Annotated in this window: 30 protein-coding genes, 1 tRNA gene and 1 pseudogene; 14 read left to right on the top strand and 18 right to left on the bottom strand. The window is 69.5% G+C overall.

Going from position 1 to position 25847, the window contains the following annotated elements; translation table 11 throughout:
* Positions 1 to 4 precede the first annotated feature (4 nt).
* Positions 5 to 1552, bottom strand: a complete 1548-nt coding sequence (locus tag ACXAHD_RS12500) for a peptide deformylase (RefSeq protein ID WP_281552597.1) — start codon at positions 1550 to 1552, stop codon at positions 5 to 7.
* A gap of 354 nt (positions 1553 to 1906) precedes the next feature.
* Between ACXAHD_RS12500 and ACXAHD_RS12495 the strand changes: the two genes are divergently transcribed.
* Positions 1907 to 2698 (top strand): hypothetical protein, encoded by a 792-nt coding sequence (locus tag ACXAHD_RS12495; RefSeq protein ID WP_289211851.1) that lies wholly within the window; start codon positions 1907 to 1909, stop codon positions 2696 to 2698.
* Between the two features lie 58 nt (positions 2699 to 2756).
* On the opposite strand, the gene ACXAHD_RS12490 is transcribed toward ACXAHD_RS12495, so the two are convergent.
* The 3 genes from ACXAHD_RS12490 to ACXAHD_RS12480 all read right to left on the bottom strand — a co-directional run bounded on the left by ACXAHD_RS12490 (position 2757) and on the right by ACXAHD_RS12480 (position 6257).
* Positions 2757 to 3299 (bottom strand): YbhB/YbcL family Raf kinase inhibitor-like protein, encoded by a 543-nt coding sequence (locus ACXAHD_RS12490; protein ID WP_281552595.1) that lies wholly within the window; start codon positions 3297 to 3299, stop codon positions 2757 to 2759.
* Positions 3300 to 3365: 66 nt separating this feature from the next.
* On the bottom strand, positions 3366 to 5588 hold the full coding sequence (locus tag ACXAHD_RS12485) for an MMPL family transporter (protein ID WP_281552594.1): 2223 nt from the start codon (positions 5586 to 5588) through the stop codon (positions 3366 to 3368).
* Positions 5589 to 5630: 42 nt separating this feature from the next.
* The gene (locus tag ACXAHD_RS12480; RefSeq protein WP_475050567.1) at positions 5631 to 6257 is read right to left on the bottom strand and encodes a TetR/AcrR family transcriptional regulator; all 627 of its coding nucleotides are present in this window, start codon (positions 6255 to 6257) and stop codon (positions 5631 to 5633) included.
* 141 nt (positions 6258 to 6398) lie between these two features.
* Here ACXAHD_RS12480 and ACXAHD_RS12475 point away from each other — a divergent pair, with 141 nt between their 5' ends.
* Positions 6399 to 7238, top strand: coding sequence for a hypothetical protein (locus ACXAHD_RS12475; RefSeq protein ID WP_475050565.1), 840 nt, complete (start codon positions 6399 to 6401; stop codon positions 7236 to 7238).
* 29 nt (positions 7239 to 7267) lie between these two features.
* Here the strand turns inward: ACXAHD_RS12475 and ACXAHD_RS12470 are convergent, their stop codons facing one another.
* From ACXAHD_RS12470 to ACXAHD_RS12460, 3 genes are all read right to left on the bottom strand, one after another.
* Positions 7268 to 7528 carry a hypothetical protein gene (locus tag ACXAHD_RS12470; protein WP_281552590.1) on the bottom strand — a complete coding sequence of 87 codons (261 nt, stop codon included), beginning with the start codon at positions 7526 to 7528 and terminating at the stop codon, positions 7268 to 7270.
* A 170-nt stretch (positions 7529 to 7698) separates the two neighbouring features.
* Entirely contained in the window at positions 7699 to 7923 is a 225-nt protein-coding gene (locus ACXAHD_RS12465) for a hypothetical protein (protein ID WP_475050562.1), read from the bottom strand.
* A 5-nt stretch (positions 7924 to 7928) separates the two neighbouring features.
* Positions 7929 to 8168, bottom strand: coding sequence for a hypothetical protein (locus ACXAHD_RS12460; RefSeq protein WP_475050559.1), 240 nt, complete (start codon positions 8166 to 8168; stop codon positions 7929 to 7931).
* Positions 8169 to 8322: 154 nt separating this feature from the next.
* Here ACXAHD_RS12460 and ACXAHD_RS12455 point away from each other — a divergent pair, with 154 nt between their 5' ends.
* Both ACXAHD_RS12455 and cutA (ACXAHD_RS12450) read left to right on the top strand, forming a co-directional pair.
* Positions 8323 to 8517 (top strand): helix-turn-helix transcriptional regulator, encoded by a 195-nt coding sequence (locus tag ACXAHD_RS12455; protein WP_123604313.1) that lies wholly within the window; start codon positions 8323 to 8325, stop codon positions 8515 to 8517.
* Between the two features lie 191 nt (positions 8518 to 8708).
* Positions 8709 to 9044: a divalent-cation tolerance protein CutA gene (cutA, locus tag ACXAHD_RS12450; RefSeq protein WP_416553980.1), complete on the top strand. Its 336-nt coding sequence runs from the start codon at positions 8709 to 8711 to the stop codon at positions 9042 to 9044.
* Between the two features lie 27 nt (positions 9045 to 9071).
* Here cutA (ACXAHD_RS12450) and ACXAHD_RS12445 read toward each other — a convergent pair whose 3' ends face one another.
* Entirely contained in the window at positions 9072 to 10265 is a 1194-nt protein-coding gene (locus ACXAHD_RS12445) for a helix-turn-helix domain-containing protein (RefSeq protein WP_475050614.1), read from the bottom strand.
* A 227-nt stretch (positions 10266 to 10492) separates the two neighbouring features.
* Positions 10493 to 11743: a helix-turn-helix domain-containing protein gene (locus ACXAHD_RS12440; protein WP_475050555.1), complete on the bottom strand. Its 1251-nt coding sequence runs from the start codon at positions 11741 to 11743 to the stop codon at positions 10493 to 10495.
* A 140-nt stretch (positions 11744 to 11883) separates the two neighbouring features.
* Between ACXAHD_RS12440 and cutA (ACXAHD_RS12435) the strand changes: the two genes are divergently transcribed.
* The 4 genes from cutA (ACXAHD_RS12435) (at position 11884) to ACXAHD_RS12420 (ending at position 13989) form a co-directional block, all read left to right on the top strand.
* A complete protein-coding gene (gene cutA / locus ACXAHD_RS12435) occupies positions 11884 to 12219 on the top strand; it encodes a divalent-cation tolerance protein CutA (protein ID WP_475050552.1) in 336 nt (111 codons plus the stop codon).
* Between the two features lie 92 nt (positions 12220 to 12311).
* Complete coding sequence (locus ACXAHD_RS12430; protein WP_475050547.1) at positions 12312 to 12812, top strand: DUF6879 family protein; 501 nt, start codon at positions 12312 to 12314, stop codon at positions 12810 to 12812.
* A 121-nt stretch (positions 12813 to 12933) separates the two neighbouring features.
* The gene (locus tag ACXAHD_RS12425; protein ID WP_475050545.1) at positions 12934 to 13680 is read left to right on the top strand and encodes a VOC family protein; all 747 of its coding nucleotides are present in this window, start codon (positions 12934 to 12936) and stop codon (positions 13678 to 13680) included.
* A 99-nt stretch (positions 13681 to 13779) separates the two neighbouring features.
* The gene (locus ACXAHD_RS12420) at positions 13780 to 13989 is read left to right on the top strand and encodes a hypothetical protein (RefSeq protein WP_475050542.1); all 210 of its coding nucleotides are present in this window, start codon (positions 13780 to 13782) and stop codon (positions 13987 to 13989) included.
* Positions 13990 to 14136: 147 nt separating this feature from the next.
* Here the strand turns inward: ACXAHD_RS12420 and ACXAHD_RS12415 are convergent, their stop codons facing one another.
* Together ACXAHD_RS12415 and ACXAHD_RS12410 are read right to left on the bottom strand one after the other, a co-directional pair.
* Positions 14137 to 14898 (bottom strand): G5 domain-containing protein, encoded by a 762-nt coding sequence (locus ACXAHD_RS12415; protein WP_281552582.1) that lies wholly within the window; start codon positions 14896 to 14898, stop codon positions 14137 to 14139.
* Between the two features lie 193 nt (positions 14899 to 15091).
* Entirely contained in the window at positions 15092 to 15739 is a 648-nt protein-coding gene (locus tag ACXAHD_RS12410; protein ID WP_281552581.1) for an FMN-dependent NADH-azoreductase, read from the bottom strand.
* A 122-nt stretch (positions 15740 to 15861) separates the two neighbouring features.
* Here ACXAHD_RS12410 and ACXAHD_RS12405 point away from each other — a divergent pair, with 122 nt between their 5' ends.
* A complete protein-coding gene (locus ACXAHD_RS12405) occupies positions 15862 to 16353 on the top strand; it encodes a MarR family transcriptional regulator (protein ID WP_475050539.1) in 492 nt (163 codons plus the stop codon).
* Between the two features lie 107 nt (positions 16354 to 16460).
* Here ACXAHD_RS12405 and ACXAHD_RS12400 read toward each other — a convergent pair.
* A tRNA-Ser gene (locus ACXAHD_RS12400) sits at positions 16461 to 16547 on the bottom strand.
* Positions 16548 to 16720: 173 nt separating this feature from the next.
* On the opposite strand from ACXAHD_RS12400, the gene ACXAHD_RS12395 reads away from it, so the two are divergent.
* The gene (locus ACXAHD_RS12395; RefSeq protein WP_281552579.1) at positions 16721 to 17710 is read left to right on the top strand and encodes an NAD(P)H-quinone oxidoreductase; all 990 of its coding nucleotides are present in this window, start codon (positions 16721 to 16723) and stop codon (positions 17708 to 17710) included.
* A gap of 20 nt (positions 17711 to 17730) precedes the next feature.
* Here ACXAHD_RS12395 and soxR read toward each other — a convergent pair whose 3' ends face one another.
* On the bottom strand, positions 17731 to 18171 hold the full coding sequence (gene soxR / locus ACXAHD_RS12390; protein WP_281552578.1) for a redox-sensitive transcriptional activator SoxR: 441 nt from the start codon (positions 18169 to 18171) through the stop codon (positions 17731 to 17733).
* A gap of 47 nt (positions 18172 to 18218) precedes the next feature.
* Here soxR and ACXAHD_RS12385 point away from each other — a divergent pair, with 47 nt between their 5' ends.
* Both ACXAHD_RS12385 and ACXAHD_RS12380 read left to right on the top strand, forming a co-directional pair.
* A complete protein-coding gene (locus tag ACXAHD_RS12385) occupies positions 18219 to 19070 on the top strand; it encodes a transketolase (protein WP_475050535.1) in 852 nt (283 codons plus the stop codon).
* A complete protein-coding gene (locus ACXAHD_RS12380; RefSeq protein ID WP_475050533.1) occupies positions 19063 to 19959 on the top strand; it encodes a transketolase family protein in 897 nt (298 codons plus the stop codon). The genes ACXAHD_RS12385 and ACXAHD_RS12380 overlap by 8 nt, the downstream gene beginning before the upstream one ends.
* Before the next feature lie 54 nt (positions 19960 to 20013).
* Here ACXAHD_RS12380 and ACXAHD_RS12375 read toward each other — a convergent pair whose 3' ends face one another.
* The 3 genes from ACXAHD_RS12375 to ACXAHD_RS12365 form a co-directional block, all read right to left on the bottom strand.
* A complete protein-coding gene (locus tag ACXAHD_RS12375) occupies positions 20014 to 20721 on the bottom strand; it encodes a glycosyltransferase family 2 protein (RefSeq protein WP_289211834.1) in 708 nt (235 codons plus the stop codon).
* A gap of 393 nt (positions 20722 to 21114) precedes the next feature.
* Positions 21115 to 21567: a hypothetical protein gene (locus ACXAHD_RS12370; RefSeq protein WP_278172483.1), complete on the bottom strand. Its 453-nt coding sequence runs from the start codon at positions 21565 to 21567 to the stop codon at positions 21115 to 21117.
* Positions 21568 to 21622: 55 nt separating this feature from the next.
* Complete coding sequence (locus tag ACXAHD_RS12365) at positions 21623 to 22795, bottom strand: thiolase family protein (RefSeq protein ID WP_289211832.1); 1173 nt, start codon at positions 22793 to 22795, stop codon at positions 21623 to 21625.
* Positions 22796 to 22932: 137 nt separating this feature from the next.
* Here ACXAHD_RS12365 and ACXAHD_RS12360 point away from each other — a divergent pair.
* Positions 22933 to 23337: pseudogene (locus ACXAHD_RS12360) on the top strand (PH domain-containing protein); the annotation flags it as partial.
* A 48-nt stretch (positions 23338 to 23385) separates the two neighbouring features.
* On the opposite strand, the gene ACXAHD_RS12355 reads toward ACXAHD_RS12360, so the two are convergent.
* Both ACXAHD_RS12355 and ACXAHD_RS12350 read right to left on the bottom strand, forming a co-directional pair.
* Positions 23386 to 24324 carry a rhomboid family intramembrane serine protease gene (locus ACXAHD_RS12355; protein ID WP_281552573.1) on the bottom strand — a complete coding sequence of 313 codons (939 nt, stop codon included), beginning with the start codon at positions 24322 to 24324 and terminating at the stop codon, positions 23386 to 23388.
* A 135-nt stretch (positions 24325 to 24459) separates the two neighbouring features.
* Positions 24460 to 24987 (bottom strand): peptidylprolyl isomerase, encoded by a 528-nt coding sequence (locus tag ACXAHD_RS12350; protein ID WP_281552572.1) that lies wholly within the window; start codon positions 24985 to 24987, stop codon positions 24460 to 24462.
* 237 nt (positions 24988 to 25224) lie between these two features.
* Here ACXAHD_RS12350 and ACXAHD_RS12345 point away from each other — a divergent pair, with 237 nt between their 5' ends.
* A complete protein-coding gene (locus ACXAHD_RS12345; RefSeq protein WP_475050524.1) occupies positions 25225 to 25740 on the top strand; it encodes a hypothetical protein in 516 nt (171 codons plus the stop codon).
* The last annotated feature ends 107 nt before the right edge of the window (positions 25741 to 25847 follow it).

Raw genomic sequence — 25847 nt, 5'->3', positions numbered from 1 at the left:
CCGGTCAGTACACCCAGGGCCGGCCGCTGTCCCGGTACTCCTCGACCGGCACCAGGCTGGTCCCCGGTGCCATCCGATCGACGTACAGCCGGCCCTCCAGGTGGTCGATCTCGTGCGCGACCAGCCGGGCCATCGCCCGGTCGAAGGACGTGATCACCCGGCCACCGTCGAACCGGGAGTGTTCGACGTCGATCCGCAGCGGACGCGGCACCAGCCCACGCACGTCGAAGTAGGACAGGCAGCCCTCGTACTGGTCATCGGTCTCCACCGCAACGTCGACAACCCGCGGGTTGAGCAGCGTCAGCGGCTCGGCTCCCGGCTCCGGGGGCCGGACCAGGGCCGCCGCCCAGGGCAACCCGATCTGCGGCGCGGCCAGGCCCACCCCCTTGCCGAACGGGTGCAGCTCGTCGAGTCGGGCCAGCATGGCCCGCAGCCGGGCGACGGTGTCCAACGCCACCGCCTCGTCGGCCGGTAGTTCGAACGGCTGCACCTGCTGTCGGAGCATTTCGGCGCCGCGCTGCACGATCCCGATGGCCCGCATCCGTTCGCTGGCCCGCTGCTCCGGCCGCGTCTCGGTCCCGGCCGGTGACCCGGCCTGACCGCCCGTGTGGGTCGGCGGCACGGACCGGAACCGCCACTCCAGCCGGTACCGGGCGTTGAGCAGCGGCGCGTCGGTCGACCACTCCAGCACCGACCGGCCGTTCACCCGCTGCCGGCGCACCGGCGTTCGCAGCGGGGCGTCCTCCGCAGACAGGGACGTCTCGACCCCCCAGACCTGGGGGTCGAGCGCTTCCGGGAAATCCAGTCGTACGGTGAGCTGCCGGGTGGGCAGCCGGACGGCACGTTGGAACCACTGTCCCCACTTCTCCTGGCCGACCCGGTAGGTGTACTCGATGCTGGTGCGCTGCCCCGGGTACAGCGGGAACCGGCCGTCGGAGTTCTCGAAGAGCAGCCAGACCTCTTTGAAGGCGTCCCGGTCGTGCTTCTTGCGCCACTGCATCGGCTCCTGGTGCCCGGGGGTGCCGCAGAAGGCGTGCAGGTCCAGCTCGACGAAGGTGAGCGGGTGTTCCCGGTGGTGCCGGTTGGACCGGTCCGGATCGTCGGGGTACCGGTCGACGGCGACCCGGACCAGGTAGCGGGTGACCGGTTCGGTGCCGGCGTTGTAGAGGGCCCGCCGGATCGTGCAGTGGTAGTAGCCGTCCCGGTAGGCGAGGGTGGCCACCTCCTGCTCGACGATGAGGCCGGTGCCGGGTGGCATCCACTGTTCGGGCACCGGCGGGTCGCGCGGCGGGGTGCTGGTACGGCTGTGCCGCAGTTCGTCGTACTCCTGGTAGCGCTGCCAGATCGCACCGCCGGCGCCGAGCACCGCTTCGGCCCGGCGGGCGAAGTCCTCGGTGGGGCGGTGCCGGCGGCCTTCGACGTGGCTGATGTACGACGGATCGAAGCCCATCCGGGCGGCCAACTGCTTCTTGGTCATTGCCCGGTCCAGGCGCCACTGGGCGAGCTCGGCCGCGAACGTGTCGGCGGCGCGGTCGATGGGCGAGCTGGTCATCGCAAGGCGTCCCCTCAGGCCGGATCCACAGTCTGCTTTCCGACTCGGACACCCGGTCGGATTTGGCGCGTTGCCGACAGAGCACTTGACAGCACGGATCAGAGCACTCTGCGAAATTCGCCCATCACCCACCGCCACGGAGTGTCATCACCCTGGCTGGAAGTTTCGCCGATACTCTGGTTAGCCTAGCCTTAGCAAGCTAGGGTGAACCATCGGCAGCTGGCGGAAGGATCGAAAGGTGAGAACGTTGAGGCGAGGCACGTGCGACCCGGTTGATCACGGGAACGCCACCTCCTTCTCGGTTGCCACCGTTACCTGCCCGGTTGCCACCGCGCCGACCGATGGTTGCTCATCGTGACCGCCGTCATCGACCCCCGGGCCCGCGCCGCCGCTCCGCTGGCCCCGATCACCGCCACGCTGCGCACCGCGTTCGGCACCGACGACCTGCCCGGCCTGCACGCCGGTCTGCTCGTCGACGACCAGACCGGCTGGCTGCCCGCCACCGAGCTGATCCACGGCGGCCACCTGCCCCGGCTGCTCGACTCGGCCGCCCGGCGCTGGCAGGCGAAGCGGCACGCCGCCGCCGCCCTCGCCTGGAAGGCGTACAGCTACTGGGTGGCGCTGCCGGTCGCGCTCGGCTGGGCGTCGGCCCGCCGGGTGCCGCTGATGCGCGCCGACGACGTACTGCTGCGGATGGACGACGACGGACCGCTGGTCGACGTCGGCCTGCGCCCCGGGATCCCGGTGGCGGTGCTGCCGCACGACCCGATCGCGGCGGCCGGGCTGCCCGAGGTGCTGGTCGTGGCCGACGAGGCCGAGCTGCTCCGCGTACTGCGGATCTCCCTGCTCGACCAGCACATGAGCCCGCTGCTGGACGCGATCCACAGCCGGGTGAAGCTCGGCCCGCGGACGCTGCTCGGCTCCCTCTCCTCCGGCATCGCCTACGCGGTGCTGCAGGCGGCCGACGCGCTGCCCGGCTCGTCCGCCGAGACGATCGGCACGCTGCTCGACGCGCTCGACATCGGCGACCTGATCGAGCTGGTGCCCGGCGAGGACGGGGCGGTCACCGTGCAGCGACGGACCTGCTGCCTGGCGTTCACCCTGCCCGACCCGAAAATCTGCCCCGGCTGCTGCATCCGCCCGTGACCGCGCGCCGCGCGGCCGGTCGGCCCGGCCACGCGGATAGCGGCCAACTGCTGGGTGGTCAGGCCGGCTGCTGGTAGGTGGCCGTCAGCCTCGCCCGGGCGAGGGTGTGGAAGGCCAGGTTGAAGCCGACGTACGCCGGGGTCGCCGTCGGGCCGAGGTCGAGCCGTTCGACGTCGAGGGCGTGCACCGCGAAGATGTACCGGTGCGGCCGGTCACCGGCCGGCGGTGCGGCTCCGTCGTACCCGGCGTTACCGAAGTCGTTTCGTACGCCGAACGCGCCCGGCGCCGCCTTCTCCGGGTCACCGCCGGCACCCTGCGCCAGCTCGGTCACCGACGCCGGCAGGTTGACCAGCAGCCAGTGCCAGAACCCGCAACCGGTCGGCGCGTCCGGGTCGAAGCAGGTCACCACGAACCCCTTGGTCGATGCCGGAAAGCCCGACCAGGACAGTTGCGGGGAGAGGTTCGCACCGCCGGCTCCGGTGAAGACGTGCGCCGTCGGCAGCGGCCCGCCCTCGGAGAGGTCGGTGCTGGTCAACGCGAACGAGTCGACCGGCGGAAGCAGGTCGTACGGATCAGGTGCGATCGGTCGGTCCAGATTCATGCCTGGCATCCTGCCGCACCCGGCACCGGTACGCAGCCCAGCGCACCGATGCCGGGTGAAATCGGGTCAGGACAGGTCGGCTCCACTGCCGACCAGCTCGGCGCCGCGCTGCGCGGCCAGCCTGGCCCGCAGCTGCTCGCCTTCGATGTCCACGTTGGGCATGATCCGGCTGAGGAAGCCCGGCAGCCACCAGGCGGCGCGGCCGAGCAGCGACATCACCGCCGGGACGATGGTCATCCGCACCACGAACGCGTCGATCAGCACGCCGATCGCCAGCGCGAAGCCCATCGATTTGATCACCGGGTCGTCGACCAGGATGAAGCCGCCGAAGACCGCGCTCATGATCAGTGCGGCAGCGGTGACCACCCGGGCACCGTGCCCCATCCCGTTGATGGTGGCCTGCACGGCGGTGTCACCATGGACGAAGTCCTCCCGCATCCGGGACACCAGGAACACCTCGTAGTCCATGGCCAGGCCGAACAGGATGCCGATCAGCAGGATCGGCAGGAAGCTGACCAGCGGGCCCGGGGTGTCCAGGCCGACCAGATCGGCGAGCCAGCCCCACTGGAAGACCGCGACGGTGATGCCGAACGTCGCGCCGACAGTCAGCAGGAACCCGGCGGCGGCCTTCACCGGCACCAGGATCGACCGGAACACCAGCATCAGCAGCAGGATCGACAGCCCGACGACCAGCAGCAGGTAGACGGGCAGTGCGTCGGCGAGCTTGTCGGAGACGTCGATGCCGACGGCGGTGACACCGGTCAACGCCACCGCTGCGGTGCCGTCGTCGTCCGGGGCCAACCCGAGTTCGGCAATCTCCACACGGATCCGCTCGACGAGCTCCTCGGTCGCGGCCTCGGTGGGGCCGGTCGCCGGGATGACCGCCAGGATCGCGGTCTGCCCGTCCTGGCTGGGCTGCGGCGGTGCGACCACCAGTACGCCGTCGAGGGCCTGCACCGTACCGGTGATCTGACCGGCGGCGGTGGTGGTGGCCTCCGCCGAGTCACCGGAGACCACCATGATCAGCCGGCCGTTGAAGCCGGGCCCGAATCCTTCGGTGGTCAGGTCGTACGCGGTTCGTGCGCTGCTGCCCAGCGGCGCGGTGCTGGCGTCGGGCAGGGCGATCCGCATGTCGGCGGCGGGAATCGCCAGGGCACCGAGCCCGGCCACGCCGAGCACGATCACCGGGATCCGCAGCTTCACCATCAGTCGGGCCCAGCGGAATCCGAAGGAGTCCTGGTTCTCCTGGCTGGTCGGTGCCTCGGCCGGGCCGACTGCCCGCTTGCCGCGCGGCAGCACCCGGCGGCCGGCGTAGCCGAGCAGCGCCGGCTGCAGGGTGATCGCGACCAGGACTGCGACGCTGACCGTGCCGGCGGCGGCCAGACCCATCACGGTGAGGAACGGGATGCCGACGACGGAGAGCCCGGCGAGGGCGATGACCACGGTGGCGCCGGCGAACACCACCGCGGAGCCGGCGGTGGCGACGGCGCGGGCGGCCGCCTCCTCCGGTTCCAGGCCTTCCAGCAGGTGCTGCCGGTGCCGGGAGGTGATGAACAGCGAGTAGTCGATGCCGACGGCCAAACCGAGCATCAGCGCCAGCACCGGGGCGGTGGAGGTGAGGTTGATGACGCCGCTCAGCACGAACAGGCCGGCCATGCCGGCGCCGACGCCGATCAGCGCGTTCAGCATCGTCATCCCGGCGGCGACCAGCGAACCGAAGGTGATGATCAGGACGACCAGGGCGATCGCCACGCCGATCGCCTCCTGGGAGCCGACGTGCGGCTCGGTGCTCATCACCTCGCCGCCGTGGGCCACCTGGAAGCCGGCGTCGCGGGCCGGGCCACCGACCGCTTCGTACGCTTGGCGCGATTCGTCGCTGACCTCGTCGTTCGGCACGGCGAACTGGATGTTGACCAGGGCGAACCGGCCGTCGGGTGACACGCTGCCGGTCTGGAACGGGTCGAGCGCGGCGATCACACCGGGGATCTGGTTGGCTTCCCCGACCACCTGCAGGACGGCGGCCTGGCCTTCGGGGGTGGTGAGCTGCTCGCCCTCCGGCGCGGCGATCACGATCGTGCCGCCGGCCCCGCTGGCCTCCGGGAACTGCTCCTGCAGCAGCTCCAGCGCCTCCTGGGATTCGGTGCCGGGGATGTTGAAGTCGCTGGCGGTCGGCCCGCGAAAGGCGAGCGCGGCGGCGCCGAGACCGACCAGGGCGATCAACCAGATCGAAACGACCAGGTGTCGTTTACGAAAGGCGGTCCGGCCGAGCCGGTATAGCAGGGTGGCCATGCGGCATCCTCTGTCGTGTCGGTCGTTACGGAACTTCGGGTTTCAGCTGGCGCCGGGCTTCGGGCCCTCAGCTGGCGTCAGGTCTCGGTTACGCGCCGGGCCCGGTTCGCCGAGGGTCCGGTCGATCACCTGGCCCAGCAGCGGGCGGAGCCGGTCGGCGTCGAGGTCGAGGTGTTTGGAGCTGGCGGCGGCGACCCCGGCCAGCACCACCAGGGCGGCGAACCGGTCCTCCAGGCGTCCGGATCGACCGGTGAGGGCGTCGAGCAGCCGGTCGATCATCTGCTCCAGGTCGCAGAAGGCGGGTTGGTGCAGCATCTGCGGGATCTCGGCGTAGAGCACCGCGATCTGCCGCTGGTAGCGCAGGCACAGCTCGATGAAGCCGTCGATCGCCGTACGGCGGGCGGTCTCGTCGTCGAGTCCGGCCAGTTGCTGGTCGAGTTGGGCCAGGCTGGCGACCGCCGGGTTCATCAGGGCGGCGAGGATCGCGTCCTTGCTGTCGAAGTGGTAGAGCAGGGATGCCTTGGCGCAGCCCACCTCGGCAGCTATGTCCTGGAGGGAGGCGCCCCGGAAGCCGACCACCGCGAAGCGTTGGGCGGCCACGTCGAGGATCTGTTCGCGTAGCTCGGGCCGCCCCGCGCCGCCCCGGCCGGCCTGCGTCACCTTGCCCACCTCCTCTCCTCAGGTCACCCGTCGCGACCAAGGATGCCGGAACCAACCCGGGAATCCTGACCGATCGGTCAGAAGGTGAAGCAGTTCACAGAGACGGCCCGCTCAGCTTCGATCTCGACCGACAGATCTCACCCCAGGCGGGTGGAAGCCGGACGAGAACTTGATGAGAGTTCGTTAAGAGTCACCGGAGCAAGGACAACGGGAGATGGTCACTGGGCCGGCAGGACCGCGTGTTTCAACTGGGTCGACCGACTCATTCAGGCGGCAGCCGTCGCCGGCTCGATCGCCGGTGTCGCGTCCTTCTTCACCGAGCATCCCACCGCTGGGCTGCGGCTCATCGCGGGCAGCCTGCTCGTCGGCGGGGTCGCGCTCGCCTTCAGATGGCGTACGGCCGGCAGCCCTCGCCTTGGTTTCACCGGTGCGCTGGCGCTGGCGCTGATCGGGGCCGGCATCGTCGGTTGGTCGGTACGGCCGGGCGCGGCACCGGACGTTTCGGCACCGGACGTCGCCGCGCCGGCACCGGGCCCGACCGGGAGCAGTTCGTCGGGTTCGTCGCCAACCACTGCCGGGCCGGATTCCGCGCCCGGCGGCACATCGGTGACAGTGCACCGGGCAGAAACCGTCGTCCCCCTCTCGGCGACATCAGAGATCGACCTCGACTCGCTTGCTCCCGACTGGGATGTCACGGGCTCTGACGAGACGGGCCGGGCCGATCTCCAGTTCAGCATCAGCGGCCTCGAAGCGATCAACAACGCCGAGCTACGGGAGGCCGCAGGTGACGGCCCGGAGCTCTGCCAGCAGGCGACGGCGCAGTACCAACTGACACTCGACGAGGACCTGTCCGAGACCAGGTACACCTGCGCGATCACCAACGAGGACCGCTTCGCCTCGGTGCGGTTCAACCGCGAAGACGTCCGAATGGGATACACCGTCTTCAGCTCGATCAACCTGACGATCACGGTCTACAACCGCGCCGCCTGACCACCGTCCGACTCGGCCGCCGGGCAGGGTTACGACCCGTCGTGCCGGGGCAGACGATAAAGTCCGTCACGTTGCACGAATATCTCCCGCCGCTCGGCGGCTTCGCCGGATTTGTCAATTACGTAACCCGTGACCCAGAGCCAGCCCTCGTACGTCGGCTTGGGGTCCACCGAGATGACCCGGAACCGCAGTCTGCGCTCACCAGCGAACTGCACGCTGGCCTCACCACCGACGACCAGCACGTCACCCGGCCTCGGCTCGGGCGCACGGAGCAGCCGACTACCCGCCACGCCGATCCGCCAACGGGTACGTCGTACGCCCGCAGTCCGGACACCACCGCGACTTCACCTTGAACGACCACAGCCCGGCGCAGAAGCCCAGCAGCGCCGCACTCAACAGTGCCCCGATATCCCACATCGATCCGTCCCTCTCCCAAGAATCACGACGCGGTCATCCGTCGTCAGTCGTCGAACGCCACCGGCTCGCCGCCGTTGGCCTGCCACCGGGCAAGGACCTCGGCGAGAATCCGTCGGGCACCGGCCTCGCCGTGCTCGGCCTTCAGGTCCTCGAAACTCCACCGCAGCGTGAGAGCCACCTCGGCCGCTTCGTCGGTTTCGCACTCTCGGGTGGAGTAGGCGTCGTCGGCGTCGGCGTTCGGCTCCGACTCGCCAGCACCGTCGTCCACCAGGATCACAACCCTGCCGGTACGCGGTAGCCGACCATCTGGCCGTAGGTCATCAGCGGACGCAGGGTTGGAGTAAGCATCGTCGGCTCGGACGACCAGCGGTGCCCACGGTTGCCGTCCAACCGCCGATGCCGGGCCGCTGACCGTTCCTGGTCGAGCCGGGCCAGCCGCTTCGACGCCGCCGACCGCCCGTCCCGCCACTCCCGCCACCGCACCACCAGTTCACGAACCAACTCGACAATCATCGCTCTCTCCCTTTCATGATCGTTTTCGTGCCACGCAATCGATCAAGCCACGGCGCTACACCGCTGATGCCTCGCCCGGACAGCATCCATGACCGTCCACAGGCAACCTTGCAACTGTCAAGGTTCACGGGGTGCCGGTACTTACGTTCAGCTCGTGAGAGTCGTCGCGCTATCCGATGTCGCCGAGATGCTCGGCGGCGTATCGCGCACCCGCGCCACCGAGATCACCAACCGGGCGAGCTTCCCGGCACCAGTCGCGCTCGTCGCCTCCGGGCGGATGCGGATCTGGGACCGCGACGAGGTCGCCGAGTGGATTCGCACCCACCGCCCGACCCAACAAGAAGATTGATGCTTCACTCATCTTCGTTCCCCCTCTACGGTGTCATCCGTCCGCCGAACACCCGCAACAGGACCGGAGTCCGCAAGGACAAACCGATACTCACGGCCGCTGGCGCAAGACGCGATAGCGGGGACGTCCGCCGAATAACATCTGCTGTCCGCAGACACCGGATCGACTGAAGTGGGAGATAACCTCGGACCATGAGCGACTATCTACAGGTGTCAACCGCAGTCGAGACACGTGATGCCGCAGTAGCCCTCGCCCGATCGGCGGTACGTGCTCGCCTGGCTGGGAACGCCCAGGTGGTAGGCCCCGTGATCAGCGTCTTCTGGCATCTCGGCGACCAGGGCGAGGGTGAAGAGTGGCAGGTGCTACTCAACACGACGGCCGCCCGGTACGAAGCCTTGGAGCGCCACCTACTCGCGCACCATCCCTGGCAGAACCCGCAGATCACCGCCACGGCAATCGTGGCAGGGTCGGCAGCATGTCTGGAGTGGCTTCGATCGTCGACGGACGAAGCCGCACCAGGCAGTTGACATCGAAGCTGCCCTGGCCGGACGACGCTACCGGCTCATCTCCGCCGCTTGGCCATGTAGGTCGACGACACACGGAAGAGCCGCGTAAGGCTCCAGCCTCGACATGAATGAGTCGATTCGCTGAGCTGGGCGGATCGACCCGACTCCCGCCGCCAACCGCATTGCCTTGCCCGCCACGGAGCACGCCTGTTCCACCTCGTTGGCGTCGAGGTACGCGTCAGCCAGCCAGGTCAGATAGAGCGCCTTGTCACGGGCATGTGTGTCGCTGTACAGCGACAAGACGTGCTCCAGCACCGATATCGCGCGCATCGGCCGGTGCAGCACCGACCAGCAGCGGCCAGTCATGATGTCGACCTCGACGTCGTCCACCCAGTAGACCCAATCTGGCTCAGCTCGGTCGCCGGCGGCGCTCAGCCACCGTGCGCCTGTATCGAGCTGCCGTTCCGCTTCTGCTGCCTGTCCTTGAAGGGCGTGAGTCCAGGCCCGGCGGCAGTGCAGGAGGGTCAGGACCCGAGGGGTTGCGCCATCTTTCGCTGTCTCGCACGCCGCGATAGCCAGATTCAAGCCGGACCGGCCGAGCGCGATCGCCTGGTAGGCAAGAAACGCTTGCGCGTTGCCAGCAAGCGCCGGGCTGTCCGCCTCCTGAGCAGCGGTCAGACTCGCCTGATACAGCCGCTCCGCGTCGCCGTGACGGCCCGCGTCGAAGGCGGCCCAACCAGCCAACTGCGCCTGCTCGGCGAGCACTGCCAACAACCGTCGATGGGTATCCTCGGCGTAACGTCCGTCCCGGATGATCCGATCTGTTGTTTCAAGCTCGGCGGCGTACATCTGGTACGTGTCCGCGCCGCCGAGGAAGTCGTCCAGACGACGCAACCGCGCGGTACGCTCCACCAATTGATCCGGAAGGTCTGCACCGATCTGGCGGCCGTGATCCAGATAGGTATGCGGAAGCGCGGCAGCGAGACCAGCTCCAGCTACGAACTGGCGGCGGCTGAGAGCCCTTTGAGTGTCAGCTAGTGCTGACAATTCACCGCCGGCTCGGAGTGCAGAGTCGAGGCGCTGGGCAGCCTGCGCTGTTGGGCGCTTGGAGCCGTTCTCCAGCTCATGCAGATAGGACTTGCTGTAGAAGGTCGCCCTGGCGAGCTGACGCAGCGACATATCGCGCTCAGTCCGTAGTTGACTCAGTCGACGGGAGAAGCTCGAACCTTCTGACTCTGCCATCTCGACCATCCCTGATCGCCAAAAGATCAGCGCCACGTCAGCGATGCTTCGACGCTCGCCGCTGACAACCGTACCGCACGGTGATGATCACATTGTCGCCGCCGGATGTGACCGACGCGCTCGCCTCCGCAGCGGCGCAGGATCGACTGATCGCCTACCGCATCGCGTCCGAGGCGACGGCGTCGATCATGCCCTCGATGCGGGCATGCGCGATCCGTGAAGGATGCTCAGGACCCCGCGCCCAGCAGGTCAGCCAGCGCGACCAACTCCTGACTCACCGGCCGACTGCGGCGGGTCAGGATCGTGGTGACGATGTCCCGGGCGTACCGCTGATGTCGCAACCAGGTGGGCGATACCACTCGGAGCCCGGCCAGAATGCGCGTCGCTTCGACCAGGTCGCCTCGCTCGGCGTTGGCCCAGGCACGGTCGAGCTGGTGACGATTCCGGTTGTCCGACGTGGCCCGGCCGCTCCCCGGAGGTACGCGCCCCGCCAGCGCGAGCGCCGTGACGGGGTCGCCCGCTACGACCGACATCTCCACCCGCTTCATCTCCACGGTCACCGGGCAGAAGGCACCCATGGTCACCGGCATGCGGAGAGCCACGTCTGCCGGTAGCTGCTCGCCGATCCGGACCGCCGCCGCACCGGCGGCGTCGAGCATTTCTCCGGCGTCGTCGGCGCGACCATCACGGATCGCGGCAGCCGACCCACGCAGCATGAGCCAGCCCCAGACCGCCAACCGGGTCGGGTCCGTACGGGAAAAACGTGGCTCGATCGCGTCCGCCGTGGCGAGGGCCAACCGCTCTGCCTCGTCGAACCGGCCCTGCCGAAGGAACAGCCAACACATCGTGGTGACGACTGACGCGGCGATCAGTTCGTCTCCGGACTCGTCCGCGACATCGAGCGCGAGACTCAGCGCATGATAGGCAAGATCGAAACGCCGTAGCTGGATCAACGCCGTCCCGGCGATCTGGTACGCCTGAGCGAGCTGCCCCGCGCCAGCAGCCCGCTGGTCGCCGGAGTTCGCATCGACAAGGCTGCGCGCCTCACCGATCAGCACCGGCAGCCGGGCCAGCGCGCTGGCGTAGTCGTCACCATGGTAGATCCGGTCAATCTCGGCAATCGACATCTGCAGTTCTCGCACTGTCGGCGCATTTGTCGAGACATCACCGACGGTCATCCCGCTCAAGCCACGGGCCGGAGTCAGCGCCCGCCGTAGCAGGCCAACCGCGATCTCGTCGTCATCGGTCCCGGCACCGGCCGCCGAGCTGGCGACACGAGGCCCGACCAGTACGGAGGTCGGCACGGCAAGCGCAGCGGCGATCGCTCGCAAGGTCGACATCCGTGGTGATCCCGGCTTGTTCTGCTCCAGCTTCTGGATCGTCTCGACCGCGAGCCCGGCGGCCTCAGCCAACTGCTCCTGAGTGAGTCCCCCGAGTCGACGTAGCCGCCCTACGTTGTCGCCCACCGTCGGACTCATCGCGCCGCCTCCCGAACCCGCGCCCCCGGCCGTACGGAATCCGGCACCGCCGCATCGACCGCCGCTGCCAACCGTACCGTGAGGTGATGATCAACTGTCGCTCGTGATTCGGTACGTCGGGTGGGCGCTAACCTCAGACCATGAGCGACTATCTACAGGTGTCGATCGCAGTCGAGACGCGCGATGCGGCAGTAGCCCTCGCCCGATCGGTAGTGGGTGCTCGCCTGGCCGGGAACGCACAGGTGATCGGCCCCCTGATCAGCGTCTTCTGGCACCTGGGCAGTCAAGGCGAGGGCGAAGAGTGGCAGGTGCTACTCAATACCACGGCAACCCGCTACGAAGCCTTGGAGCGCCATCTACTCGCACACCATCCCTGGCAAAACCCGCAGATCACCGCTACCGCGATCGTGGCAGGATCAGCAGCGTGCCTTGAGTGGCTTCGATCGTCGACAGGCGACGCCGCACCGGGCAGTTGAGGTAAGGGTTCAGGTGACCGGCCCGGTGCCGGCGCATGAGACCGTGGTCCGCCTTCCGGCGCGACTGCTTCCGTACTTGAAGGGGGTCATGGGTGGCGATCCTGCCGCAGCTGTTTGAGAACGCGGTTCACTCGGCTATCCACCTGGAGATGCGCGATGGTTACGAGCCGGACGATCCCGACTGGCTCAACTGGTGTGACGGGAACCGCTTCGATCCGGCGGAACGTTGGAGCGAGTGGTTCGCGATGATGAGTGAGACCACGGCGCGGGGCGTCGAGGTCCGACGTGCCCGCATCGTCTCTGAGCCGGCCACGGACTACGTCCGGTACGAGTACGACGTGACGGGGCCGTTCAACATCGCCAGCGGCGAAGAGGTCCGATGGCTCCCCCGTAGTCGCGCGGTTGGGATGCTTGTTCCGGCGGTAGACTTCTGGATCTTCGACAAGGCCGTTATCGTGATCAACCACTTTGACGGATACGGCGGCAACCTGCGGCATCAGCAGCTAGACGACATGGCGCTCGCGGCGCGGTACTCGCTGGCGTTCGACGACATCTGGAATCGCGCTACCCCGCACGCGGAGTACGTGATCTAGCACAGCGCATGGCTACTCCATACTCCGCCGCGCAGGATGCCCGCGCAGCGCTCGCTTGCGCAGAACGACCAACGCCGAATTCCGGTGGCGGGTCGGCACCGGGATCGGCAGGATCAGGGGAATGACCACCGAACCGAACCGGCAGGCGGTCGGCTCACTGCGGGCCGTGGCGATCGACGCGCCGGACATCGACCGCCTGGCCACCTTCTACGAACAGCTCGCCGGCTGGCGACGCCGCCCCACCGGTGACGATGACGACGACTGGATCACCCTCGTCACCGACGACGGTTGGCGGATCGGGCTGCAACAGGCCGTCGACCACGTACCGCCGGACTGGCCCGGCCAGGACCGGCCGCAGCAGGCCCACCTCGACTTCCAGGTGTCGGACATCGACGCGGCGGCGGAACGCGCCCAGCAGCTCGGTGCCAGCCTGCTGCGCCGCGACGAACGGTGGCACACCCTCGCCGACCCGGCCGGCCACCCGTTCTGCCTGTGTCTGAAAGCCGACGAGCCGCAGACCACTCTGGCGGGCGTCATGCTCGACTGCCCCGACGCCAAGGAGTTGAGCCACTTCTACGCGGGACTGCTCGGCAAACCGGTGACCTACGAGGGGGACGGTATCGCCATGATCGGCGAACAGGGTGCGCAGCCCGTCCTGTTTCAGCAGGTCGAGCAGTACGCCGCGCCCCGCTGGCCGGACCCGGCGTACCCGCAGCAGATCCACCTCGACGTGCAGGTCCAGGGCGTAGATGCCGCCGAACATGCCGCCCTCGCCACCGGCGCCACCCGACTCGACGGTGCCGGCCCCGGCTGGCGCGTCTACGCCGACCCCGTCGGCCACCCCTTCTGTCTCGTCTGGGCGGCCTGACCAGGAAGAATGATCACGACAGACTGGCGTACCGCTGTCACCATCGGGCCATGGGTTCGGCATCGCCGACGCCAACACCCTTCGATCAGCGAGGAAGCCATGGCCGACATGTCCGGCGACCGCAGCGACGCTGCCGGTCCGCGTACCGGCGAGGTAGGTCAGCCCCGGCGTGGCCGGCAGCAGGTCACCCTGCCGGACTGGATCCGCGACCCGGAGCCGGTCCGGGTCACCTGGCGGCGGCGGGCGACGCTTGCCGCGCTGCGCCTGCCCGGGGGGACTGGGGTCCACCAGGCCCGGTGGCGCTTGTAGCGGCGACAGCGGCTGCACCGCCGGTTTCCGATCCTGACCGCGTTGGTCGCGGTGCCGCTGGCCTTCGTCGCGATCATGGCGCTGGTGTCGTTGGTCTACTGGCTGTGGGCCCGGATCTGGGTGATCCCGTAGGCCGTCCGCCCGGCATCACTCGCAGGCGACGCCGTCGCCGTCGCGGTCCAGGCCGTAGACGTCGGATCCGACGACCCGCACCGGCCCGCTGACGTACGCCGGACCGTTGCCGCTGCCGCCGGCACAGTCGACATCGCTGGCGAACGGTACGCAGGCGCCGGTGTAGCTGGGGTGGCACTGCTGGGTGATCTTGGTGCCGACCAGCACCACCTTGGTGACCGGCTGCTTCGTCACCTTCTCACTGATCAGTTCCTTGGCGGTCTGCACCCCGTCGGTGTAGGTCACCCGGTAGGTCAGCGTCTTCACGCCGGTGACACCCGCGGTCTTCACCTTCGTCTTGCCCTTGGCGAGATTGGGGTCGTCGACACGCTTCTCCTTGAAGGGAATCTCCCGCGTCTCGGTCACCGTCTTCGTCTCCACCTTCGGCTGCGCAACGCTCGGGACGGAGGCCGTCGGGGACGGGCTCGGGCTCGGGGTCGGGGAGGCGGTCGGCGAGGCGGTCGGGCTGGCCGAGGTCGAACCGCCCGCCACGGCGGAGGTCGCCGGTGCCGACCGGTCGCCGTCAGCGCCACTTCCGCTGAGCGCGGTGAGCTTGTCACCGGTGGCCTGCGGCTCCGAGGAGACCAGGCTGGCCAGGAACGAGCTGCCGCCGCAGAGCAGGACGAAGACCGCCAGACCGACGCCGAGGTAGGCGGCTGCCTTCTGGCCGGGGCCGAGCCGCCCGGCACCGGTGGTGGGCAACGGACGCTGGTTGATGTCGCGCGCTGGATAGGTCACCGGCGAAGTGTGCCGGTCGGCATCGATGGCTCACAGCAGTCGAAGAGGGACAGTTTCCGGCGACCAGGGCCATCGGAGGTATCCGATCATCCTTCTTCGTCATACCTCCGGCTCGGTCCAGCTCGGACCCAACGGCGGCGGCGAATGTCCGAAGCGGCAAGGTGCCTGTTGGACAATCAGCCATCCTTCATGTTCAGGCCGGGACGGGCAGCGCGCCCAGGGCACGACCGGCCTCCCGGGCGGCCTGCAGCGCTCCGGCGTGCAACTGCGCCGCTTCGTCCGTGAAGGAGTCCAGCGCGGGGTTGACCCCGACCAGGGTGAACTCACGTTCCACCACCGTGAGCTCAGCACCCCAGCAGTCGGCGATGACCCGCCGCAGGTACGGCGTGGAGTGGTCCCAGCCCTCCCGTGGGGTGCCCGGTCCGTACGCGCCGCCACGGACCGTGGCGAGCACGACCGGCTTTCCGGCGAGGAACGGGACCCCGGTCGCCCGTGGATCGGCCAGGACCACATCGAGGTACGTCTTGAAGTGCTGGGAGACGCCGTAGTTGTAGAGCGGTACGGCGAACAGGATCGCGTCGGCGGTGATCAGTTCGTCCACGAGTGTCGCGGCGAGAACGACGGCGTCGCGCTGCTCGGCGGTCTGCTCCTCGGCCGGTGTCATGCCGGCGGTCACCGCAGCCGCCCAGACGGTCGAGGGCAGAGTGTCGACACCGACATGGCGGGCCACCACCGGGTCGCCGGGGTGGGCGGCGCGCCACTCCTGCTCGACGATGTCGGCGATCTCGCGGCTTGCGGAACCGTGCGTACGGATGCTGGCGTCCAGCCGGAACAGGGTCACCACTACTCCAGATGCTCGTAGGTTCAAGCTTGAAGCTCGACGGTAGCTGGCTTTGGTTCAAGCTTGAACTGGTTGAGACATCCGTCACTTCAACGGTGAACCGCAGACGTACGCTTGGGCTTGTGCCAGACGAACCCCAGTGGCTGACCGACCGCGAGCGCGAAGCATGGTTGGCCCTGGCTAAGCTCATGTTCAACCTGCCCAGCGCGCTCGATGCTCAGCTGCTGCGGGACAACGACTTCACGCTGTTCGACTACTTCGCGCTCAGCGTCCTGTCCATGACACCCGGCCGCACCCTGCGCCTGAGCGACCTGGCCGGTCAGCTCTCCAGCTCGCTGTCCCGGCTGTCGAACGTCGTCAAACGCCTGGAACGACGCGGTCTGCTGCGGCGCGAGCCCGACGCCGACAACCCCCGCTACACGACTGCCGTACTCACCGACGCCGGCTGGGAGTTGGTCGTTGCCGCCGCCCCCGGGCACGTCGCCGCCGTCCGCCGGTACGTCATCGACGGCCTCACCGACCACCAGATCGACGTACTCCGCGAGATCGCCTGCCACGTCGCCCGCAACCTCGCGCACGGAGACTCGGCGAGTCATACACCAGATACCTCATGAGCGCCGGATGAGGTTCCTGGTGTATGACTCGTCGCGATGTTCACGCATCACGAAGACGCCCCCTGACCGGAGTTGGCTCTGTCAGAGGGCGTTCTTGCTTGTCGGAGCGGAGGGCGTGGGATTCGAACCCACGAAGACATTGCTGCCTTACCGGTTTTCAAGACCAGCGCCATCGGCCACTAGGCGAGCCCTCCCGGTGCGGCGGGCCGGGGACGGTCGGCCACCGCGTCACTGTGCCCTAGTGTGCCACGGACGTCCGACGGCACTCCGCGCCGCAGGTTAACGCGGCGGTAGCCGAGGGCGCCATCAGGATTCACCAGCCGGGTTCGCCAGGCGGCACACGGGCCGACCCGGTAAGACTTATCCCATGTACGCGATCACCGTGCCGCAGCCCGGCGGACCCGACGCCCTGGTCCGGGCCGAGGTGCCCGACCCCTCCCCGTGCCCGGACGAGGTGATCGTCGACGTCGCCGCAACCGCCGTCAACCGGGCCGACCTGCTGCAACGGCAGGGACACTACCCACCGCCGCCGGGCGCGTCGCCGTACCTCGGGTTGGAATGCTCCGGGGTGATCAGCGCGGTCGGCGCGGACGTCTCCCACCACAAGGTCGGCGACCAGGTGTGCGCGCTGCTGGCCGGCGGCGGGTACGCCGAGCGGGTCGCCGTGCCCGCCGGGCAGCTGCTGCCGGTGCCGGCCGGGTTGAGCCTGGTCGACGCCGCCGCGCTGCCCGAGGTGGCCTGCACCGTCTGGTCGAACGTGGTCAAGCTGGCCGGGCTGCGGGCCGGCGAGTCGCTGCTGGTGCACGGCGGCGGCAGCGGGATCGGCACCTTCGCCATCCAGCTCGGTGCGGCGCTCGGCGCGACCGTGCTGACCACCGCCCGCGCGGCCAAGCATGAACAGCTGCGGGCGCTCGGCGCCCACCACACGATCGACTACACCACGGAGGATTTCGTCGCCCGCGCCCGTGAGCTGACCGGCGACGGTGACGGCGGGGTGGACGTGATCCTCGACATCATCGGCGGTGCCTACCTGGAACGCAACGTACGGACGCTGGCCACCGGCGGCCGGTTGACGATCATCGGGTTGCAGGGCGGCCGCACCGCCGAGCTGAACCTGGGTGCGCTGCTGACCAAGCGGGCCACGATCTTCGCGACCACGCTGCGGTCCCGGCCACTCGCCGAAAAGGCGGAGATCGTCCGCCGGGTGCACGACCAGGTCTGGCCGCTGGTCGCCTCGGGTGCGATCCGCCCGGTCATCGACCGCCGGATGCCGATGGCGCAGGCGGCGCAGGCGCACCGGATCGTCGAGAGCAGCGACCACCTGGGCAAGGTGCTGCTGGTGACGGAGCAACGCTAGCCGCCCTCGAGCGGCAAGTGCTAGCCGCCATCGAGCAGGATGCGCGGACCGGGTCCGGTGGCGGCCAGCCGGTCGGCCGGGTTGTACAGCGTGCACGACCGCAGCGACAGGCAGCCGCAGCCGATGCACCCGGTCAGGTCGTCGCGCAGCCGGGTCAGCAGCGCGATCCGTTCGTCGAGCCGAGCCTGCCAGCGCTGGGACAGCCGCGCCCAGTCAGCCTTCGTCGGGGTACGCGACTCGGGCAGCTCGTCCAGCGCCTGGCGGATCTCGTCCAGCGGCACCCCGATCTGCTGGGCGATCCGGATGAACGCGACCCGGCGCAGCTCGGTGCGGTCGTACCGGCGTTGGTTTCCGCCGGTACGACCGGCTCGGATCAGCCCGATCCGCTCGTAGTACCGCAGCGCCGACGGTGCCACCCCGGACCGGGCGGCCAGATCGCCGATGGTCAGTGTCCGCTGCATCACACCACCCTTGAGTTGAAGTCAACTTCAACTTGCAGGGTAGGGGCATGCCAGCCTTCGTAGCCAGCCCGGTCGCGCCGCCGCATCAGCCGCCGACCGACACCGGGTACGCGGCCCTTCCGCCGCTGCTGCGCCGGATCACCGGCGACGAGAAGCATGAGCCCAGCGCCAACTCGACGTTGGACGTCCTCTGGGTCCTCTACGACCGGATTCTGCGGATCAGTCCGCAGACCGTCGACGCCGCCGACCGCGACCGGTTCCTGCTCTCCAAGGGGCACGGTCCGGCCGCCTACTACGCCGTACTCGCCGCTAAGGGGTTCATCCCCGACGCCTGGCTCGACGACCTGGCCGGGCCGGACAGCCCGCTCGGTCACCACCCGGACCGGCTGCTGGTGCCCGGGGTGGAGATCGGCTCCGGCTCCCTCGGGCACGGGCTCGGCCTCGGCGTCGGCATGCTGCTCGGTCTGCGCGCCCAGGGCCTGACCGACCAGGCCAGCGGGGTCAATCGGGCCGGCGGGGCTGGCGGGGTCGGTCGGGCCGGTCGGGTCGGCGGAGCCCGGGTCTACGTCCTGGTCGGCGACGCCGAGCTCGACGAGGGGTCGAACCACGAGGCGATCGCGTACGCCGGCAGCCGGCAGCTCGCCGAGCTGACCGCGATCGTCGTCGACAACGACTCGGCCACCCACGGCTGGCCCGGCGGGCTGGCCAGCCGGTTCAGCGCCAACGGTTGGACCACGACGATCGTCGACGGCCGCGACCACGAGGCACTGACCGACGCGTTGACCGGACACGACGGAGTACACCCGCACCTGGTGGTCGCCCGGACCCCGGCCAAGTACGCCGCGTCGGAGCCGGGCGAGTACACCACCTCGGGTAGCAAGGAGAACGGCCATGCGTGACGCCTTCACCCGCGCCACCACCGGCCTGCTGGACGACGATCCGCGTACCGCGTTGGTGCTGGCCGACATCTCGGCCGAGGCGTTCGCCCCGGCCGCCCGCCGGCACCCCGACCGGGTGCTCAACGTCGGCATCCGCGAACAGTTGATGATCGGCGTGGCTGGCGGGCTGGCGTTGACCGGGCTGCGGACCATCGCCCACTCCTACGCGCCGTTCCTGGTCGACCGGGCGTACGAGCAGATCAAGCTCGACCTCGACCACCAGGGCGTCGGCGCGGTGCTGGTCAGCATCGGCGGGTCGTACGACGCGGCGGCGGAGGGCCGCACCCACATGTCCCCTGGTGACGTGGCGCTGCTGGACACGGCCGGGTCGTGGACGGTGCACGTACCGGGCCACCCGGACGAGGTCGGGCCGTTGCTGCGGGCGGCGGCCGGTCACGACGACGCCGTTTACCTGCGGCTGGCCGCTCGGGGCAACGGCAGCCCGCACGGTGACGGGGTGTCGGGTCGACTGGTGACGGTGCGTCGGGGCAGCGGGGGAGCCCCGGTGGTCGTCGCGGTCGGCCCGATGCTCGATGCGACGCTGGACGCGGTCACCGGGTTGGACGTGACGGTGGCGTACACGAACACGCCGCGCCCGTTCGACGTCACCGGGCTACGGATGCTCGTCGATCACCTCGACCCGGTGGTGGTGCTGGTCGAGCCGTATATGGCCGGTACGTCGAGTCACCTGGTCGGCGCGGCGCTGGCGGACCGGCCGCACCGGCTGCTGTCGCTGGGCGTCGGGCGGGAGGACCTGCATCGGTACGGCAGTGCGGCGGACCATGACCGCTGGCACGGGCTGGATCCGGCCGGGCTGCGGCGCTCGGTCACCCGGTTCGTCACCGGCTGACCGGCATTCGTCAGCGGTTTACCAGAGAGACGGCGGGGCGGGAGACGGCGGGGCTCAGGCGCCGGGGACGGCACGCTCCTGGCGCCTGGTCCGCTCCCGACCCAGGATCCACAGTGCCTCGACCCCGTCCTTCCAGGTGATCTTCTTGCCTTCTTCCCGGCCCCGGGCCCGGTAGGAGATCGGTACCTCGTACGGGCGGATCCGGCGACGCAGCAGCTTGCCGGTGACCTCCGCCTCCATGCCGAACCCGCGCGAGCGCACGTCGAGTGAGCGGTACAACGACAGCGGCAGCAGCTTGAAGCAGGTCTCCAGGTCGCCGATGTAGGAGTTGAACATCACGTTCGCCGCCGTGGTCACGGCCTTGTTGCCCATCACGTACCAGAAGCTGTAGGCGCTGTGACTGCCAAAGGTCCGGTTGCCGTAGACCACCGTGGCCCGACCGTCCAGCACCGGCTCGAGCAGCTTCGGGATGTCCTGCGGGTCGTACTCCAGGTCTGCGTCGAGGATCACCATGTAGTCACCCTCGGCGGAATCCACCGCGGTCTTGATCGCCGCGCCCTTGCCGGCGTTACGGGGATGGGTGATCACCCGCAGCCGTGCGTCGTCGACGCTCTCCAGGATCGCACCGGTGCCGTCGCGGCTGCCGTCGTCGACGACCAGGAACTCGATCTCGCACGGATAGTCGACAGCGAGCGCCTGTTTGAGGGCATCGCCGACCCGCGCCTCCTCGTTGTAGACCGGCATGAGGATCGAGAGCTTCACGGTGGTCTCCGAATGCGTACGGTGGCAGTGGACCCAGACTAGCCCAACCCGTCGGGCGGACGGGCCCGGCGAGCCGCAGGTGCGCCTCCAGGTCGCCCGGGAGATTTTCGGCGGCGGTCGACCTCCACTCGGAGTAATGGTGGGCGGTAATCTCGCCCCATGGGCGAGAGAGATGATCTGCCGGGGCCAAGGCGACGGCGGCCGCCGATCTGCCCGAAATGCCTCGGTGCCGGCAAGGCCTTCACCTTCGCCCTGATCAGTGGCCGCACCCGCGAGGTGTGGTTGAAGTGCTCGGCTTGTTCCGGGTCGATCCAGTCACCGATCGCCGGTCCGTGACCGACTGGCCACCAGCCGCTACGACTACGCCGCTTTCAGCCGGCCGGTTCCTGCCAGTCAGGCGGCGGCACCACTGCGGGCGTCCAACGGGCGGGCCAGGAACGCGTAGCCGAACAGGGCTTCGATGTGGCTGGCTCGCGCCGGGTCGCCGGCCTTGATGAGGAACCGTTCCCGGATGCCGTCGACGGCAGTGACCGCCAGTTCAACGATGCCGGCCCGCGGATCGGTGGTCCAGGTGACGTGGTCGAGGTGACGCAGTTCGCTGTTGAGGTGCAGCCGTAGCCGGCGCCACAGCAGCGTCTCCTGGGTCACCACCAGCCGCCGCCGGGTCAACAGGAGCAGGTAGTCACCCTGCATCGGCTGGTCGGGGCGTTGGCACCGGGTGACGAGCACGGTGCGTTCGTTGGGCGAGACACAGCGGCGGAACACCGGCATGTGCCGACTGGTGGTCGAGATCGGGACGGCGGTCTCAGCCGCCGCCGGCAGGAACGTGCGGGAGAAGACGTCCATGTCGTGTTAACGACACGTCAATGTGCAATGACTCGGGGTAACGGTGAAATTTCAGCTACAGAATTTCCACGATGGTCGCGTTGGCCATCCCGCCGCCCTCACACATCGTCTGCAGCCCGTACCGGATGCCGTTGGAGCGCATGTGGTGCAGCATCGTGGTCATGATCCGGGCACCGCTGGCCCCGAGCGGATGGCCCAGCGCGATCGCACCGCCGTGCGGATTCAGCCGGGCCGGGTCCGCACCGGTCTCGGCCAGCCAGGCGAGCGGAACCGGAGCGAACGCCTCGTTGACCTCGTACACCCCGATGTCGGTCAGGTCGAGCCCGGACCGGCGCAACGCCTTCGCCGTCGCCGGAATCGGGGCGGTCAGCATCATCACCGGGTCGTCACCGGCCACCACCGCGGTGTGCACCCGCGCCAACGGCCGTACGCCGTGCGCCCGGGCCCACTCCGACGTGGTCACCGCGAGCGCCGCCGCGCCGTCGGAGATCTGTGACGCGGAGCCTGCGGTCACCACCCCGTCGGCCCGGAACGGCGTGGCCAGCTCACCGAGCTTCGCCAGCGAGGTGTCCCGACGGATGCCCTCGTCGGCACCGAACTTGTCGGCGCCGGTGACCGGCACCGGCGCGATCTCAGCGTCGAACTCGCCGGCGTCCTGGGCGGCCGCCGCCCGCTGGTGGCTGGTCAGCGCGAACTCGTCCAACGCGGTACGCGACAACCCCCAGCGCCGCGCGATCAGCTCGGCGCCGACCCCCTGGTTGAACGGGACGGGATCATCCGCGACGACGCCGTCGACCCCTCGGTACCGGTCCCGCACCTGGTCGCCGAACGGCCGCCCGGCACCGGTGCTGGCCCCCATCGGTACCCGGGTCATCGACTCGACGCCGCCGGCCACCACCAGGTCGGCCTGCCCGGAGATCACCGTGGCGGCCGCGAAGTGCAGCGCCTGCTGGCTGGACCCGCACTGCCGGTCGACGGTGGTGCCGGGCACCGATTCCGGCCAGCCCGCCGCGAGTACGGCGTTGCGCCCGATGTTCCAGCTCTGGTCGCCCGCCTGGAACACGCAGCCCCAGACGACGTCGTCGACGTCGGCCGGTTCCAGACCGATCCGCTCGGCGAGCGCCCGCAGCACGTGGCTGGACAGTTCGACCGGATGCACCGACGCCAGGGCACCCTTGCGTCGCCCGATCGGGGTCCGGACCGCTCCGATGATGACCGCGTCCCTCATGCCTACCTACTCCCGGGTAACCTCGTTTTCCGAATCGTACGCCGCGACCAGCGCGACCGGCATCCTCGCCCCGCGCGACCGGCATCCTCGCCCCGCGCGACTGGCATGCTCCGCCGGTGCACAGCCATCCTTGACCGATGCACAGCGAACCCACGGAGCTGACCTGGCGGGTCGCCGGCAAGGTCCCGGCTGGCAAGATCGCGGTCGCCGTACTGATCGGTGCCGCCGGCCTGCTCCTCGGCGACGGCGATCCGGTCCGGCTGGTCCTCGCGCTGCTTGCCGCCACCGGCCTGGTCGGCTGGGCGGTCCGCGACCTGGTGGTGCCGGTACGGCTGGCCGCCGGGCCGGACGGGGTCAGCGTCATCACCGGTTTTTCCCGCCGGCACACCATCGCCTGGGACCGGATCGAGTCGATCAGCGTGGACCGTCGCGGCCACCGGGGCATCCGCAGCGAGTTGTTGGAGATCGACGCGGGCGACTCGCTCCACCTGATCAGCGGCAACGAACTGGGCGGTACCTCGCCGGACGAGGTCGCGGCGGCACTGCAGCGGGCTGCGCTGCAGAGCGTGTGCCCGGCCGCGCCCGGACCGTCAACCGGCGTGCACCAGGGCTATCCGGGCCACCGTGACCAGGATCAGGAACAGCAGAACGGCACCGGCACCGACCGCCTGCACGACGGTACGGTTGGTACGCGGAGCGTAGGCCAGGATCACCCCGATCAACCCGCCGGTGATCAGACCGCCGAGGTGACCGGCGATCGACAGGCTGGACACGGTGAAGGTCAGGATCAAGTTGATCACCAGGATGCCGACCACCGCTGAGGTGTCCCGCTTCAGCCGGCGCAGCACGATGAAGAACGCGGCGAACAGGCCGAAGACCGCAGTGGACGCACCGGCGGACAGCGCACCCGGGTCGACCAGGTAGGCCGCGACGTTGCCGCCGAGCCCGGCGATCAGATACAGCGCCAGGAACCGGGCCGGTCCGAGCACCGCCTCCAGGTTGCGGCCGAGCACCCACAGCGCCCACATGTTGAACAGCAGGTGCAACAGCCCGTAGTGGATGAACATCGCGGTGATCAGCCGGTAGACGCCGCCGCCGTCGATGCCGACGAAGACGTCGCCGTACCCGGGCAGCGCGCCGGCGAGGACGGCGCCGTTGGCCCGGACGGTGACGTCCGGGCCGATGACCCCGCCGAACGCGTGCAGCCGCCCGGCGGCCGAGAAGAGCCCGGCACCGAGCAGCGAGCCGCCGCCGGAGATCGCCACCCCGATCAGGGCGACGACCGCGTTGATGCCGATCAGGACCTTGGTGACGGTGCCCTGCTGGCCGGCGGCACTGCCACCGAAGGCAGTGCGCGCCGACCGTTGGGTCCGTCGCCCTTCGGCGACGCACTCCGGGCACTGGTGCCCGACCGCGGCGTCCCGCATGCAGTCGGGGCAGATCGGCCGCTCACACCGGGCGCACCTGACCCAGGTCTCCCGGGACGTGTGCCGGTAGCAGACCGGCACCGTCGGGGCCGGATCACTCATCACGCCACCTCACTGCACGCCACCTCACCGCGCCGGGGACGACGACCCGCGCCGGAGCCGGCAACCCGGTGCTCGTTCATGAGCGCCAAGGTTACCCGGCGAGTTTCGCGGCGGCCGCCTCGTGACCGGTCGGCTTCAGCCGACCCGCTCGATCTCCACGCGGTTGATCACCACGTCGCTGAGCGGACGGTCCGCCGGGTTGGTCGGCGTGTTCGCGATCGAGTCGACGACCTTCGCCGAGTCCTGGTCCGCCACCTGACCGAAGATCGTGTGCCGGTTGTTCAGGTGGGTGGTCGCGCTGACCGTGATGAAGAACTGCGAACCGTTGGTGCCCGGTCCGGCGTTCGCCATCGCCAGCAGGTACGGCCGGTCGAAGCGCAGCTCCGGGTGGAACTCGTCGGCGAACGTGTAGCCCGGACCGCCCCGACCGGTGCCGGTCGGGTCGCCCATCTGGACCATGAACCCGCTGATCACGCGGTGCGAGATGGTGCCGTCGAAGTACGGACCGCTGCCCGGCTGACCGGTACGCGGGTCGGTGTACTCACGGGTGCCCTCGGCGAGCTCGACGAAGTTGCGGACCGTCTTCGGTGCGTGGTTGGCGAACAGCTCCAACCGGATCGGTCCATGGTTGGTGTGCAAGGTGGCGTAGACAGCCTCAGCCACGGGTACTCCTCAGTTGTTGGTCAGTTCCATGCGGATCCTCCCATGTGCCCGATCCGGTCACACGGAGGCACCCGAAGGTGGAGGATGACGGCGTAACGACGGCACAGGAGGTAGGCAGCGGTGTTGAGGATCTCCAGGCGCGCCAGGCGGCGGGATCTCGTCCGAGCAGAGCTCGGCGAGAGCCTTGATCATTTCATGCAGGCGGCGACGCACGCGGCCGGGGGCGTGGGGGCCACCGTGGGACCCCGGATCCACGCCGCCCGGGACGCGGTGGCACCCACCGCTGACCGGGTACGCGGCTCCGCGTCCCAGGGCATGACCGCGACCATGGCCACGCTGGCTCCGCTGGCGGTGGCCGCCGCCGACGGGGCCCGCAGGGCAACCAGGAAGGCGAAGACGAAGAACATGAAGAACATGAAGAACATGAAGGCAGCGAAACGGACCGCGATGCCGGCGATGAAGGCGAAGCTCACCCCGTCGAAGCGTGCCAAGCACAGCCGCCGCCGCTGGCCGATGATCGTCGGCGTACTCGCGGCGGGAGCCGCGATCGGCACCATCGCGGTACGGCGTCGCCAGGCCACGCAGTGGGAGGAGTACGACCCGGGTCAGGCGCTGGACACGATGCGGGCGGCCGGCGGTGCCACCCACGAGTCGGTCACGCCGATGCCGGCCGACGGCGGCAAGCCGCACGGCGACCCAATCTCCGCGATGGACAGCGACCCGACGACGACCGCCCGTAACGGGCGCGCCTGAGTACCGGCGGTCGGACCGTGGGGGGGGGGGGGGGGGGGGGGGGGGGGGGGGGGGGGGGGGGGGGGGGGGGGGGGGGGGGGGGGGGGGGGGGGGGGGGGGGGGGGGGG

It is taken from the genome of Micromonospora sp. ABR4_055 (genome assembly GCF_056160425.1).
This window is presented reverse-complemented; position numbering and strand designations above follow the sequence as displayed.

Excerpts from the sequence above, each read along its gene's own strand:
- ACXAHD_RS12385 (WP_475050535.1), top strand. The coding sequence starts at position 18,219 with ATGCCAGCCTTCGTAGCCAGCCCGGTCGCGCCGCCGCATCAGCCGCCG.
- ACXAHD_RS12500 (WP_281552597.1), bottom strand. The coding sequence starts at position 1,552 with ATGACCAGCTCGCCCATCGACCGCGCCGCCGACACGTTCGCGGCCGAG.
- cutA (WP_475050552.1), top strand. The coding sequence starts at position 11,884 with ATGAGCGACTATCTACAGGTGTCGATCGCAGTCGAGACGCGCGATGCG.
- ACXAHD_RS12440 (WP_475050555.1), bottom strand. The coding sequence starts at position 11,743 with ATGAGTCCGACGGTGGGCGACAACGTAGGGCGGCTACGTCGACTCGGG.
- ACXAHD_RS12485 (WP_281552594.1), bottom strand. The coding sequence starts at position 5,588 with ATGGCCACCCTGCTATACCGGCTCGGCCGGACCGCCTTTCGTAAACGA.
- cutA (WP_416553980.1), top strand. The coding sequence starts at position 8,709 with ATGAGCGACTATCTACAGGTGTCAACCGCAGTCGAGACACGTGATGCC.
- ACXAHD_RS12370 (WP_278172483.1), bottom strand. The coding sequence starts at position 21,567 with ATGGACGTCTTCTCCCGCACGTTCCTGCCGGCGGCGGCTGAGACCGCC.
- ACXAHD_RS12490 (WP_281552595.1), bottom strand. The coding sequence starts at position 3,299 with ATGAATCTGGACCGACCGATCGCACCTGATCCGTACGACCTGCTTCCG.
- ACXAHD_RS12355 (WP_281552573.1), bottom strand. The coding sequence starts at position 24,324 with ATGAGTGATCCGGCCCCGACGGTGCCGGTCTGCTACCGGCACACGTCC.
- ACXAHD_RS12365 (WP_289211832.1), bottom strand. The coding sequence starts at position 22,795 with ATGAGGGACGCGGTCATCATCGGAGCGGTCCGGACCCCGATCGGGCGA.
- ACXAHD_RS12395 (WP_281552579.1), top strand. The coding sequence starts at position 16,721 with ATGTACGCGATCACCGTGCCGCAGCCCGGCGGACCCGACGCCCTGGTC.
- ACXAHD_RS12380 (WP_475050533.1), top strand. The coding sequence starts at position 19,063 with ATGCGTGACGCCTTCACCCGCGCCACCACCGGCCTGCTGGACGACGAT.
- ACXAHD_RS12445 (WP_475050614.1), bottom strand. The coding sequence starts at position 10,265 with ATGGCAGAGTCAGAAGGTTCGAGCTTCTCCCGTCGACTGAGTCAACTA.
- soxR (WP_281552578.1), bottom strand. The coding sequence starts at position 18,171 with ATGCAGCGGACACTGACCATCGGCGATCTGGCCGCCCGGTCCGGGGTG.
- ACXAHD_RS12460 (WP_475050559.1), bottom strand. The coding sequence starts at position 8,168 with ATGATTGTCGAGTTGGTTCGTGAACTGGTGGTGCGGTGGCGGGAGTGG.
- ACXAHD_RS12425 (WP_475050545.1), top strand. The coding sequence starts at position 12,934 with ATGACCACCGAACCGAACCGGCAGGCGGTCGGCTCACTGCGGGCCGTG.
- ACXAHD_RS12420 (WP_475050542.1), top strand. The coding sequence starts at position 13,780 with ATGGCCGACATGTCCGGCGACCGCAGCGACGCTGCCGGTCCGCGTACC.